The sequence below is a fragment of the Peribacillus cavernae genome (genome assembly GCF_003989135.1).
Lineage (GTDB): Bacteria > Bacillota > Bacilli > Bacillales > DSM-1321 > Peribacillus > Peribacillus cavernae.
Genome location: NZ_RYZZ01000020.1, coordinates 39775 through 52939, shown reverse-complemented (window position 1 = coordinate 52939; position 13165 = coordinate 39775). Strand labels below are relative to the sequence as shown.

The 13165-nt window shown below is 42.8% G+C and carries 10 protein-coding genes and 3 pseudogenes; all 13 read right to left on the bottom strand.

Features of this window, described 5'->3' with window-relative positions; all coding sequences use genetic code 11:
• Positions 1 to 176: 176 nt before the first annotated feature.
• Positions 177 to 1187 carry a rod shape-determining protein gene (locus ELQ35_RS14535; protein WP_126865545.1) on the bottom strand — a complete coding sequence of 337 codons (1011 nt, stop codon included), beginning with the start codon at positions 1185 to 1187 and terminating at the stop codon, positions 177 to 179.
• A gap of 150 nt (positions 1188 to 1337) precedes the next feature.
• A pseudogene (locus tag ELQ35_RS14530) lies at positions 1338 to 1478 on the bottom strand (JAB domain-containing protein); the annotation flags it as partial.
• Between the two features lie 79 nt (positions 1479 to 1557).
• Positions 1558 to 3441: a reverse transcriptase/maturase family protein gene (locus ELQ35_RS14525; protein WP_126865544.1), complete on the bottom strand. Its 1884-nt coding sequence runs from the start codon at positions 3439 to 3441 to the stop codon at positions 1558 to 1560.
• A gap of 575 nt (positions 3442 to 4016) precedes the next feature.
• Positions 4017 to 4550 (bottom strand): annotated as a pseudogene (gene radC, locus ELQ35_RS14520) (RadC family protein); the annotation flags it as partial.
• An 83-nt stretch (positions 4551 to 4633) separates the two neighbouring features.
• Positions 4634 to 5203: a Maf family protein gene (locus ELQ35_RS14515; protein WP_126865542.1), complete on the bottom strand. Its 570-nt coding sequence runs from the start codon at positions 5201 to 5203 to the stop codon at positions 4634 to 4636.
• A 358-nt stretch (positions 5204 to 5561) separates the two neighbouring features.
• Positions 5562 to 6593, bottom strand: coding sequence for a hypothetical protein (locus ELQ35_RS14510; protein ID WP_126865541.1), 1032 nt, complete (start codon positions 6591 to 6593; stop codon positions 5562 to 5564).
• A 70-nt stretch (positions 6594 to 6663) separates the two neighbouring features.
• Positions 6664 to 7239: a LysM peptidoglycan-binding domain-containing protein gene (locus ELQ35_RS14505; RefSeq protein ID WP_126865540.1), complete on the bottom strand. Its 576-nt coding sequence runs from the start codon at positions 7237 to 7239 to the stop codon at positions 6664 to 6666.
• Positions 7240 to 7307: 68 nt separating this feature from the next.
• Positions 7308 to 7697, bottom strand: a complete 390-nt coding sequence (locus tag ELQ35_RS14500; protein ID WP_126865539.1) for a hypothetical protein — start codon at positions 7695 to 7697, stop codon at positions 7308 to 7310.
• Between the two features lie 183 nt (positions 7698 to 7880).
• Positions 7881 to 8189, bottom strand: a complete 309-nt coding sequence (locus ELQ35_RS14495) for a type IV pilus biogenesis protein PilM (RefSeq protein ID WP_126865538.1) — start codon at positions 8187 to 8189, stop codon at positions 7881 to 7883.
• Positions 8190 to 8201: 12 nt separating this feature from the next.
• Positions 8202 to 8957, bottom strand: a complete 756-nt coding sequence (locus tag ELQ35_RS14490; RefSeq protein WP_126865537.1) for a prepilin peptidase — start codon at positions 8955 to 8957, stop codon at positions 8202 to 8204.
• A 239-nt stretch (positions 8958 to 9196) separates the two neighbouring features.
• Positions 9197 to 9673 (bottom strand): annotated as a pseudogene (locus ELQ35_RS14485) (type II secretion system F family protein); the annotation flags it as partial.
• 95 nt (positions 9674 to 9768) lie between these two features.
• Complete coding sequence (locus tag ELQ35_RS14480; protein WP_126865535.1) at positions 9769 to 11490, bottom strand: sensor domain-containing diguanylate cyclase; 1722 nt, start codon at positions 11488 to 11490, stop codon at positions 9769 to 9771.
• 307 nt (positions 11491 to 11797) lie between these two features.
• Positions 11798 to 13111 carry a bifunctional folylpolyglutamate synthase/dihydrofolate synthase gene (locus ELQ35_RS14475; protein WP_126865534.1) on the bottom strand — a complete coding sequence of 438 codons (1314 nt, stop codon included), beginning with the start codon at positions 13109 to 13111 and terminating at the stop codon, positions 11798 to 11800.
• Between the last annotated feature and the right edge of the window lie 54 nt (positions 13112 to 13165).

Here is a 13165-nt window from a genome sequence, read left to right as displayed (position 1 = left end):
TTCATAAGAAAAAGAAGTATAACTTTTTCAAAGGCGCTTGCGCTTTTCTTGGTGTCCAGCTCCAGCGTCTAGCCCTTCGAGGTCATAAGCCAGCTCCCTACAGAAGGAAAAAAGCGCCTTCTTTCGGGCTGTCTTATGCTTGTCAGGGCTGAACAAGGCGCTTCCGCTTTTCTTGATTATTTCGCTTTGTTTTTGAATAGATGGATATGGTCTAATGCTTTGCCTGTTCCGATTGCCACACAATCAAGCGGATTTTCTGCGATAAGGACAGGCATTTTTGTTTCTTCGCTGATTACTTTATCCAAATTGCGCAGCAGAGCTCCGCCTCCGGTCAGGACGATTCCTCTGTCCATAATATCAGCTGCCAGTTCAGGCGGGGTTTTTTCCAATGTGTTTTTCACGGAGTCAACAATTGTGTACACGGTGTCCCGCAGCGCCTTTGAAATTTCCTCAGCAGTGATTTCAATCGTTTTCGGAAGCCCGGTTAGTAAATCACGTCCGCGGATTTCCATATTGTCTATGCCTTCAGGATCTCCAGCTGAACCGATTTCGACCTTGATGCTTTCTGAGGTACGTTCACCGATCATCAGATTATAATTCTTGCGGATATAGCTGATGATGGCATCATCCATTTCATCGCCGGCAATGCGGATGGACTGGCTTGTCACGATTCCGCCAAGGGAAATGATGGCTACTTCAGTCGTTCCGCCGCCAATATCGACAACCATGCTTCCTGTTGGCTCCCAAACAGGAAGGTTTGCCCCGATTGCGGCTGCAAATGGTTCTTCAATCGTATAGGCATCGCGGGCGCCTGCCTGTCTCGTTGCGTCAATGACCGCGCGTTCCTCGACAGCGGTGATGCCGGATGGCACACAAATCATCACGTACGGCTTACGGGCAAATACCCCTTTGTTCTGGGCTTGTTTCATGTAATATTTCATCATGGTTGCGGTTGTTTCGTAATCGGCAATGACGCCATCCTTCATCGGGCGCATTGCCACTACATTTCCAGGAGTACGGCCAATCATGTTCCTAGCATCATTTCCTACAGCGACAATACTTTTTGTGTCTGTTTGAAAAGCAACCACCGATGGTTCCCTGACAGCAATCCCTTTTCCTTTTACATATACCAGCGTATTAGCCGTTCCTAAGTCAATTCCAACATCTCTCGTACCAATTCCCAACATTCCCGTATCTCCCTTTCATAAACGATCACTTTTATGGTAAGAATTCAATTTAAGGTTCAGTCATTCATAAAAAAACAGAAGGTGTTAAAAAGATTTCTCATCAAAAATCACAAACATTATTATATCGCATCGTCAACGATTTTGATAGTATCATAAATAACCTTTTTCCTTAAGGCTTACATACTTTTGCTCACCGATAATAACATGGTCGAGCAGCTCTATGCCAATAATCTTTCCACATTCAGCCAGCCTTTTTGTGACTTCAATATCTTCTCTGCTTGGAGTGGGGTCGTAGGGTAGGAAGCATGCGCCTTACTTGGTCTCCCAAGCAGGTTTCACAGTTCCCCCCTCAGAACCGTACGTACACCTTTCAGCGTATACGGCTCGCCAGTTGACTAATCGGAATTTGCTTCTCGTGGTGGTCATGATGGCACTTAAAACAAAGGACAATTGTTTTTCTGTTCCGTTCAATCATAATTTTGTCCAAGTATTTTAAGTTAGCTTTCTTTTTCAAGTCCTTCAACTTTCTAACATGATGGACTTCCATTTGACCTTCTGTTATACCGCACGCTTCACATCGATTGGCCAATAAACGTTTTTCAAATTCTGACCTTCCTGAATATTTCATCGTATTTACATACGTATCTGTTTCAGGAGAATCTGCTTTAATAGCACCTTTAGGTTTAGGCAGGTCTTTTAGCTTCACAAACTGATGAAGTTTCTCATTGTCCTGCTTATCTTTCCTAACAAGACATAAAACTCCTTGTTTGTGAGTTCTCATACTTAAGGCAACCTTCATTGAGGTACTTTTCCGTTTATTAGCAATTGTTTTGATGAAACTACTTTCAGCTAGATAAAATAACTTATCAAGATGATGATAATTATTTGCCAGTTTGTAGTAGTTTGCAATTCCTCTAAGTTCAGCGTTATAGGTATGCAGAATCTCCAATTCCGAATTGTTAATAAGTTTAGCTCGATGTATAATTTTGAAGTTGTCCAGATTTCCGTATCCGTTTGTTATGGAAAATTCTTTGATTTTCCATTCAGGAATTTCCAACTTAATTGCCCCTGAAAGAGTTCTCTTTTTCAATGGATGTTTTTGGTTTTTATAAGTGACCCTCTTAACCTTAAACTCATTCCATCTTCGGAATTCATATCCAAGAAAGGGAATTGGATTTTCCAAATGAGTTATGAGAGTTTTTTCATCACTTAGGTCAAGATGAAGTTCCTCTTTAAGAAAATTCTTTACCGTTTCCTTTATTTTAAATACACTTTGCTTAGAACCAGCTATCCCTATAACAAAATCATCAGCATATCGGACGTATTTCATTCTTTGATACTCTTTGTCCATCGAATTGACCGATGGTATCAAAATCTGCTTCCGTTTAAGCTTCTCGATTTTGTCAACGAAATCCATTCTGCCTTCCCACAGTTGATGTCCATTTCTATCATCAAGTCTTCTAACTTTTCTGGAGAGTGTGCTGATTTCCGAGCGAATTTTTGTATACTCTCTATTTCTTGCTCTCGTTTTTCCTTTATCAAATTCTTCCATTTGTTTTTCCATAAACAGGTCAAACTCATGAAGATAGATATTGGCTAACAGAGGTGAGATTATACCGCCCTGTGGTGTACCGCTGTATGTTTTATGATAAGTCCAATCTTCCATTACACCACAACTAAGTGCATTATGAATAAGTAGCAGAAAACGACGATCATTAATTCTCTTTGAGATAAGTTTTATTAATACAGAATGGTCTATATGGTCGAAAAAGCCTTTTATGTCTCCTTCAATACACCATGTTAGACCTTTCCATGTATTTTTGATTTGGGATAAAGCTGTGTGACAACTCCTTCCCTCTCTGAATCCATGGGAATTTTCTGAGAATGTTGGTTCATAAACATTTTCCAAAAGCATTCTCATAACTTCCTGCACAATCTTATCTTTAAAAATAGGAACTCCTAATGGTCTCTTTTTGCCATTGCTTTTTGGAATGTAAACCCTTCTTACAGGTGCAAAACGAAAATTTCCAGCTTTCAATTGTTCAATGATGTCATCTATTTTCTGTAAACTGAACCCGTCAATTGTTTCATTTGTTGTTCCCTTTGTCAGATTCCCAGGGTTCGGATATAGTTTCGCATATGCTTTAATCCACAACTCTTTGTTATACATGAGACGGTAACAATCCGTTATGATATTTCCTTTTTGAGAAGCGTTCCTTATAACGTCCAACTGATGAAATGGATTCTTTGCCATATTCATGACTCCTTTCCAATTGACGTTAACATCAACCTGTCTCCCTTCCCCGTGCTAAACTCATTACAAGCAAACGTTGAGTACTATGGAGACTCCGTTACCATATGCAATTTTCATAGACCTATGTCTAATAGCCCAGTGGCACTTGCACTTAGGTAATCCCTGCATTATGACATAATTTTAGTTGCGTGATGGTTAGATATCCCTTTCGACGGTTTCCTCTTGTTGAGGATTGAAGGACAAACCTTACTATGGACAGGAAAGCGGCGATTTCCCACAGACGCTCAGGCGATACGTCTTCCATTTTGTCCTCATTGCCTGTTAACTATCGTAGACAATGGCGCACCCACCGCTCATTCGTCTAGGATTCAAGCAGTATAGCCTTTACCATACATCACTTGGTCTGAAGAACTGACTCGACGTTAGATAGCTTTGTCGTCTTTTCTCCTTTTTCACATCATGCTCTGTTCCCTGTATTGGGTTTCCCCTCAAGGTAAGATGCTGACCATAGAACATTGTAAGGAGTTCTAGATTTTCAAGGAAAATCGCTAAAATTACGCACCTTGCAGGCGCACGCCTGAGGGATGATTGTGCAGACAAATAATAGAGGCCGCGGACCGGCGGAAGGCTTCTTTGTATACCTCACGCGGGTGTACGATAGAGGCATTCAGGCTGCCGATAAAAATGGTCTGTTTATGAAGCACCTGGTTTTTTGTGTTTAAATATAAACAAACAAAATGCTCCTGGGATAAAAACCGCATCTCCTCCATGCAATAATTGGCGCAGTCCTCAGGAGAACGAATCACATAGCGGTCATTATAATTTAAACTGCTGATTCTTCGGCCAAGTTCCACAGATGCCAAAATTTGAATCGCCTTTGCTTCCCCGATTCCCTTAATTGAAGTAATTTCTTCAATGGAAGCATCCTTTAACAGCCTTAACCCTTCAAAGGTACTGATCAACCGGTTCGCCAGCTGCAGAACAGATTCATCCTTGGTTCCGGTCCTGAGCAGGAGTGCAAGTAGCTCCTGTGTTGAAAGGCTCTGAGGCCCTTCCTGCAGAAATCGTTCACGAGGTCTTTCTTCTTTCGGGAAATCACGAATTAACATTTTACTGCCCACCTATTCAACATCCTTTCATAACTATGGATCTTGGAAGAAGGCCGTCGAGGAGAGAAATGAATACTCCAAACTTACAGCTTTTGACGCTGGAAGGCTTTCAATTCACGGGCTAGCCTGGATACAGGAAGGCCGACAACCGTATAGTAATCACCGGTAATCTCCTTTACGAGAAGCGATCCGTACCCCTGAATGCCGTAGCTGCCGGCTTTGTCAAAAGGCTCTCCAGTTTCGAGATATGCTTCGATCTCTTCGTCAGACAGCCTCCAAAAGCTCACTTCTGTTTTTTCTGCGAAAACGGCCTGGTTCTTATCCTGGATAATAGCCACACCAGTATACACATAGTGTGTTCTTCCTGAAAGGATTTGCAGCGTTTGTTTTGCAGCGGAGCGGTCAGCCGGTTTCCCGATAAATTCGCCGTCGACGACTACAACCGTATCCGCACCAATTACACAGCTGTCTTTATGTTCAAGCGCGACTGCCGCTGCCTTTCGCACTGCTAATTCTCTGACAGCTTCTTCAGCGGTCAAATTCGGGTCAAAATTCTCATCAACATTTGCATGAATCGTTTGAAAAGGAACGTGGAGAAATTGGAGAAGTTCTTTACGACGCGGTGATGAGGAAGCTAATATCAATGGATGCATGAAATTCACCTTACCTTACTAAAAGCATTTTCGGGAGATACATATCTATCGTAACAGATTACAGAATAACTAACAATCTTTGACAAAAAAATAGGTTAACAGCATCGGTAGCTAACTATTTCCACACCCTTAAAAAACGATCGTTTTTTCGTTTCGAAGGAAATATGGTTCCTAAAGCGTTCCTTGTCCTGCGAAATGCCGAGCCGGGGCTTGTCACCGCTCCATGTCCATAAAAATAAAAAAGAACATGATTGGCAGGGAGTTCATTCTGCCTGAATCATGTTTAACTGAAGGATCTCTTTTTTACGGCATTTTATCATGTATTTCCCGGAAATATATAACAACTGACAGATTACTTTCATCCCATGCTTTGATAACCCTTCAAAAACGCCAGCAACTGATCTTGAGCCTGAAGAAGCTGCCTTGGATCTTTCGAAGTTTGATATTTGTTGAGCAATTCTGACGCTGAAGATACATTTTTTTTCAACGCTGCAAGTGGTTTGACCGAGACACCCTTTGCCGTTTCGTTAACTGTTTTTAATTGCTTTTCAAGCCGTTTTTCGTCGATGGCAGTTTCGGGACTGAGCAGAAGGCTTGAGGTGGATTGCGCTAATGTGCTGTAGAGAGCAGACATATCGCTCAGAAGCTTGCTTTCTTTTCCATCCCCCTTAATGGCGGCAGAAAGTGATACTTCCTTCCAAAAAGCATCCAGTTGATTACTTTGGAAGTATGAGGCCAGCTCCTTACTCTCCTGGAGACTGCCTGCGCTTCCTAAAAAGATATAAAACCGCCCATCCAATTTAAAGATTTCTGCAGGGACTCCCTTTTGTTTAATGCTTTTTTGGATCTTGCTGGCGCTGCTTTCCGTACTAAAGACCCCCCCCTGCACGAGATAGACCTTGAGGGGGGAGAGTGAAGTGTTTTTATTGCTTTCTGCTGTTGCGGCCGGTTTTTCAGCAGGTGCTGAAGCTACATTTTGGTTTTCCCCTGATGCTTGAGTCCCATCATCAGATGTGATCGTTTTTAAGATGATAAATCCCAGAAATGTCCCAAGAATAATCGCACAAATGATGGCAATTAAAAATGCTTTCAATACACCTGTCCCATCCTTTTGCCCTTTACTTTTCGATTTTCCGCCAAAGCTATAGATCGCTGCCTTGCCTTTTTTTACAGGAGCAGGGCCTATGGCTCCTTTCGTCGCTGCTTCGTCTGGCAGCATCCAGTCAAAGCTTTCTTCCTTTTCCTTTTCAGAGGCGGCAGCGACCTGACTTTCCGGATGGAACCTGTCTTTTTTTGTTTCCTCGAATGATTTTTCCTGTCCATTGATCTTGATCGTAAGACCTTTTTGATTCTTGGACTTGTCCATCTCACAGGCTCCCTTCGACTTCATTTTTCTCATCCTATCACACAGGCAAAAAAAAATAACAAGACTTTTGTCGTCCTGTTATCAATAGGTTTCGTCAAATTTTGCCGTCAACCGGTACTGGTATTTCGATAGTTGTGCCAGCCTGGAGAGAGGTCATCTTGTTCCAGCTTTTAATCAGGGCTTCCCCTTTGCGGCTATTGTAAAAGGCTACTGCTATTTTGAATAGGGTATCACCAGGCTTTACCTTATAGCTATAAACTCTATATTTTCTCTGGTTTATCTCTACAATCCGGCTGTTCTCCCCCGTATCCCTGGCATCTCGATTATCATTGCCAGGTTCCTGTCCACGACTCGGTTTAGCTGGAATCGATAGCTCTGATTGATAAAAAGGATTCACTTTATTGCCCGGTTCCGGAACATCATATTTAGGAAGCTGTTTTTTCAGTTTTTCAAGTCCAGGGTAGTAATAAGTCGACACCGTCATATTATATCTAAGCTTATCTGACTGGTCTTCCACTTGCTTGATTTCCTGATTCCCTGTAAAGACTAGACTTTCGACCTTTGTGATACGCGGCAATTCTTCTACCGCCTTTATGAACCCTTCCAATTCAAAATAACCCGGCGCTTCCACAACCATCGCTGCCGTGATTTTCTCGATGCCCGGCGGCAAAGAAGCGTCAGTAGCATTGGATGTCTCTCCTGCTTCGCTGCTGCTTCCAGTTTCAGGATTGGAATTCTCTATAGGATCTCCCTAATTCGAAGTTTCTTGTGCCGGTCCTTCTGGATCTGCTGCAGTATCTTCACCATTTTCGCAAACGAAATCCTGGTAATCAAGCTTCCTGAAGCGGCTTCCGCTTCTTGCAGCTGAAGAAGAAATTGATCAACCAGAGCACTCACAGGCAGCATCTTTTGTAAATCTGCTGACTTCTTTTTTAGATCCCCGCTGTCCTGTTTTTTACTTTTGTCCAAGCGATTGGTACTATTTTCTTCATTTGAAATCGAAGTTTTCAGCGTTTCCATACTCTCCTTAAACGGTTTATAATGAAAAAAATAAAAATAACCGCCGCCAGGGAACACAACGAGGCATAAACAAACAGAGAAGATAATGGCCATTTTTCGAGAAGGCATTATTTCAGCACCTTCCCTTCGGCTTTTGCTTTTTGAAGAGCCTGTTTATTAATTTGCAGATTATATTGTGCGATATATCTCGGAAGTACATTTCCGCTATCCCGTTCAACAGATTCAACTCTACCTTCATCCGCTTTTTTCGTTTGAAAGCCAAGCAGCCTCGCTTCTGTGATAAATGCAGAGTCAGAAAGGCTCTTTAAGATCTTCTTTCATGACTTCAGCTGGTATGCTGATCTTTCTTAGTATGACAAACGAATCCGGAACCGAAAATGAAGTCCTGATTCCTTTCAACTTCCACTGGCCGATGATTTCATCAAGGATCATTTCCAGCGTTTCCCGTTCCTTGATTTGTCCTTCCACGATAACTCCCTCAGGCAGGCATTTTTGCCCGTAAGCGAGAAATGACCGATTTTTCCCGCTCTTCAAAAAACGAATATATCGATCTTTTACCGCAAAATGCACTTGATGCTTACCGTTTCCCAATAATGACACTCGCTTCACCGCCTAAAAATCAAACATCCGAAAATACCAGTTTAGTATGATACCGCCATAAAAATAGGAAACAAGAGCGCCTACAGCAATGAACGGCCCAAATGGAATCGGCTGCCTTTTCTTGAACCTTCCCGCAGCTATGCCGGCAATGCCATAAAAGGCGCCAATAAGCGTAGCGATAAAAAAGGCCAGGAGCGTCAACTTAAACCCGAGTACCAGGCCAATCACAAAGAAGAGTTTAACGTCACCGAAGCCCATGCCCCCCTTGCTGATAATCGCGATCAGAAAAAGAAGCGCGAAACCGGAGAAAGCACCGGAAAACATATCCCACCACGGTTCAAGCGGTACGACTATTCTGCCGAGGATAAGGAACGGGAGAAAAAATAGCAGCACCTTGTCCGGAATGATCATATGGGATATATCCGAAACAAAAATAATGACCAGAAGCGAGATGAAAAGGAGTGCGATAGCCAATTCGCCGGTCAGTCCGAACCGGTATAGAGCAAATATGAACAATAAACCAGTCACGAGCTCAACCGCAGGGTAAACGACAGATATTTTTGTACCGCAGCCTCTGCACTTTCCGTGTAGAAAGAGATAAGACAAAATCGGAACCAGGTCCAATGTGCCTAAAGTTCTTTTACAGGCAGGGCAGTGGGACCGCGGCCGGACTATTGACACATTCTCCGGCACCCGCAATCCGACGACATTGTAGAACGATCCCAGCACCGCTCCAAGAATAAATTGGTACGCATAGATAAAGGCCATATCAGTAATTCCTTTGCATTTCTATTAGACTTATTATACTAGATTCGGAACGAAGTTGAATATAAGTAAAAAAAGAACTCCTTTGGAAAGGAGTATGAATATTAAACTTAAAAATTGGCGGGGTGCACTACTCACTCCAGGCCAGCTACAAATGGCCTACCATCGCTTCCAATATGTATATCCTTTTACTATTATAAGAGATTGATGAATATTTTTCCATGATAAAATACCTAAATTTTTTATTTAATTGTTTCAAAGATACTGAACATCGGTACCGCGATAGCTGCCACGATACCGCCGACCACAACTGCCAGAAAGACGATCATCATCGGCTCTATCAATGATTTAATCTGGTCTGTTGCATTGTCCACTTCCATTTCGTAAAATTCTGCGGCTTTATCCAGCATGTAATCCATTGTACCTGATCTTTCGCCAATCGAAATCATCTGCGTCACCATAGGAGGAAATGCCCAGTGACTTTCCATTGGACCTGCAATCGATCCGCCTTGTTCTATCGAATTCCTGGATTCCTTGAGAACTTTCGCCAACACTTCGTTGCCTGAGATCTTTTCGATAATTGACAGTGATTGGAGGATCGGAACAGAGCTTGCGAAAAGGGAGCTTAACGTCCTGGTCATTCTCGCGATTTGTGCCTTTTGCAGCAGCTTACCGAACACAGGCAATTTTAAGAGGGCATAATCGAGATAATACTTTGTACAGCAGCTGCTGTTTTAGAATAAAAAACATACCTTTTCCCCCGTTTATTCTTACTTTACTAAGATACTACATTCAGATTTTCAAGGATTTACAGCTAACCCACATACTGGGCAACCTTGTTCCTTCCCGCCTGCTTGGCTCCAGTGTACATGGCGCGGTCGGCATGGCGGACGAGCGACTGGGCATCTTCGGCATCAGCCAGGGCAGATGCAACGCCAATGCTGGCGGTAACGGAAACCAAAAGCTTGCTGCGATGCTCCCCCAAATCCGAATGTACGGAAAATGGCTTGCTGGCAATCGAATGCCTGATGAATTCGGCAAAGTCATAGGCTTCTGCTTTATCGACCTCGGGCATGAGAATGACAAACTCTTCCCCGCCAAAACGCGCCAGGATTCCCCTGTTGGCCATCAATCGCTCAAGGCGTCTGGCCAACTCGGTGAGGATCTCATTGCCGCTCTGATGGCCATATGTATCATTTATAGATTTAAAACGGTCAATATCCAGGATAATTAATGAAAGATTGCTATATTCCTTGTTTTGCAGCTTATCGAATTCCTTTTCAAGCGCTGACTCGAAATAGCGGAAATTATAGAGATTGGTTAAAGCACATCGTTCACTTTTCTGTTTGGTTTCTTGAAGATGGCGGGCATTTTCTATCGCTGCTCCCAAATATGAACATAAAATATCCATAATCATCAATTGATACTGCTCATACGCCCGTTTTTTCCCTGAAGTCAAAATCAACACACCGACTACGAGAGAGTTCCGGACAACCGGAACAGCGAGCACACTTTCAACTGTCTCTTTCAGTATTCCTGTGTCAAGATGCTCCCAGTCTTTTCTGGTTTGATAAATGATTCCTTTTTTTGTTTTCCAGACATGGCCGCTAATTCCCTCATTAAGCACCAGCGGTTTTATCTTCTTCTCCTTTTCGATGCCCCACTCGGCGTAACGAAGGAGGTGTATTTCCTTTTCCTGATTAAAAACATCCAGGATATAGGTTTGTTCAGAAGGAAGGATGGTAGCAATTTTTACGACAAAAAGATGAATCACTTCTTTGACCTCCAGCCTTTGCGTAAGCTGATGGCCGAATTCACTGGCCTTTTGCAAACCTTCATTGATTGCCTGGGAGGAATTATACAGTTTCATGGTATACGCAAGGACAATCAGAGGGATTCCGGTAATCAAGATAGACTGATAGCCCAGCTGCTGATATAGGATAAATAAAATAATCCCAATCGGCAATACCACTAATGCAGCAATGCAATCCCAAACAGCGTCCCTGGTAATGAGCGCGAGTTTCTGATTGTACAATAAATATCTTATTACTGAAACCAAAATCGTGTTTAGTGTAAAATAGATAAGATGATAAACGATGATAATCGATAAATGAGATGGACTTACAATCGTGCCGAAGTCATCGGCAGCAGCAAGCGCGTAATAAATGAGCCCACTTACTAAGCTAACAAAGAAAAAAAGCAGGGAATTAAGAGGCAGCCGGTGGATCTCGTTCCTTCTAAGCCGCAGCGCCAGCAGCATGAACATATAAGTGATCTGGGTCACAATCATCTCGACGGCCAGTCCGTAAATCAGAAAAACTGCCAGTGAAACTCCCTGCACCGCCGAAACAGGCGAATTATTAATCATCATCGGAATCAATGACAACAGACAGGCTAAAAAAAGGAAGCCAATGATGTCCCACCCATGGACATTCGTTTGTGGGGGATAATATTGATAGGTCAGCGTGATGCCAGCAGGTACGAGCAGCAGCCACAACAACCAAACTGTTATGCGTTTATGCTTTGCAACCTCCATGACCATCACCTCTTTCTATCATATTTCCTATCTTGAAGGGTACAGTTTAGTAAAATAGTCATAGTCTAGACTAATTTTAGCAAGTATTCATAATAATGTCACACCAAAACGTTATTTCTACCAAGAAAGCGATTTATACAGTCGGGAGATTAGGAAATGTTGGACTAGCTTTACAGTATTTTGCCTTTCGCTCGAAAAACAAAATTTTCGCTTGAATATCGATTTTTTTGCTTATATCAGGGTGTTTTTCGCTTAATTCCTCCGAGTTTTCGCTTGATCCCATCATATTATCGTAGAAATCCTTTCATTAGCTATTCAAGTTTTTTTCCGATAACAGGTAAGGCCTGGCAAGGGATAGAAAATAGAGCGATCCGGTGATGATAATGACTTCATTTTCGGCTGCAGTGCTTATTGCTTCTTCGATTGCCATCTGCCAATCCTTGATCAGCTTTCTATTTTTAAGCCTGCACGCTTCAAAAAGCTCTTCTGCTTTTGCAGCACGTTCGTGAGTTATTTCCGTAAAATTGACCGCTGCGGCAGTTTGATCAAGCAGAGCTATCATCGCTTGATAATTTTTATCCTTAAGCGCTGTAAACACAAAGCGGTATTTTTTGTCGGGAAAGTAACGTTCCAGCGTATCGAGCAAAGCCGCCATTCCCGCTGGATTATGGGCGCCATCAAGAACAATGGGCGGCCGTTTTGATAACAGTTCGAACCGGGCTCGCCATGTTGTGCGGAGAAGACCCTTTCGAATGCTTTCTTCATTGATTGAATATCCGTATCGGTGATTTAGCAGCAGGATTGCTGTAACAGCAAGCGATGCATTCTCCGCCTGATGCCTCCCAAGCATCGCAAGCTCGATATCGTCCAGTTTGCACGATCCCATTTGATAAGAAAACAGCTGAAAATTATCTTTGCTGTCAAGCTTGTCCATGAAAAAATCCTTATCCAGCTGATATAGCCGGGCATCTTCAGCCACGGCCTTGCCCTGGATGACTTCGGCAGCTGCCTTATCCCCCACTCCGCTGATCACCGGTATTTTTTTCTTAATGATCCCGGCTTTCTCACCGGCTATCTCTTCAATCGAATTCCCGAGAATATCGGTATGCTCCAGCGATATCGATGTTATAATTGACAGAATCGGGTTTACGACGTTCGTTGAGTCAAGCCTGCCGCCGAGGCCTGTTTCAAGCAAAACGAGATCGACACCGCTCCGTTTAAAATATAAAATGGCTAACGCTGTGAGGATTTCGAACTGAGTTGGCCCATTTCCGTCCAGATCCATGGCCTGAACGGCCGTATCTATTTCATCGAATAGCATAATGAATTCCTCGTCACTGATGATCGAGTTGTTTATCGAAAACTGTTCATTCACACATTCTAAATATGGGGAAGTGAACGCGCCAACCAGCAGCCCTTCAGCCAGCAACATTTCTTTTAGATAATTCAGTGTAGAGCCTTTTCCATTCGATCCTGCAATATGTATCGCTTTCATTTGAAGGTGGGGGTCGCCGAAATAGCCAAGGAGAGTTTCCATCCGGGAAAGGCCGAAATCCATTCCCAGTTTGATTTGCCTGTTGTGAAGGAACTCGTTTATTTCTTCCATGGTAGCGTTTTTCATTTGATATTTCTCCTTACTGTACCTGCAGTTTACTTTATTGTAAAAAATAATTTA

Excerpts from the sequence above, each read along its gene's own strand:
- ELQ35_RS14525 (WP_126865544.1), bottom strand. The coding sequence starts at position 3,441 with ATGGCAAAGAATCCATTTCATCAGTTGGACGTTATAAGGAACGCTTCT.
- ELQ35_RS14515 (WP_126865542.1), bottom strand. The coding sequence starts at position 5,203 with ATGCATCCATTGATATTAGCTTCCTCATCACCGCGTCGTAAAGAACTT.
- ELQ35_RS14535 (WP_126865545.1), bottom strand. The coding sequence starts at position 1,187 with ATGTTGGGAATTGGTACGAGAGATGTTGGAATTGACTTAGGAACGGCT.
- ELQ35_RS14510 (WP_126865541.1), bottom strand. The coding sequence starts at position 6,593 with ATGAAGTCGAAGGGAGCCTGTGAGATGGACAAGTCCAAGAATCAAAAA.
- ELQ35_RS14490 (WP_126865537.1), bottom strand. The coding sequence starts at position 8,957 with ATGGCCTTTATCTATGCGTACCAATTTATTCTTGGAGCGGTGCTGGGA.
- ELQ35_RS14475 (WP_126865534.1), bottom strand. The coding sequence starts at position 13,111 with ATGAAAAACGCTACCATGGAAGAAATAAACGAGTTCCTTCACAACAGG.
- ELQ35_RS14480 (WP_126865535.1), bottom strand. The coding sequence starts at position 11,490 with ATGGAGGTTGCAAAGCATAAACGCATAACAGTTTGGTTGTTGTGGCTG.
- ELQ35_RS14500 (WP_126865539.1), bottom strand. The coding sequence starts at position 7,697 with ATGCCTTCTCGAAAAATGGCCATTATCTTCTCTGTTTGTTTATGCCTC.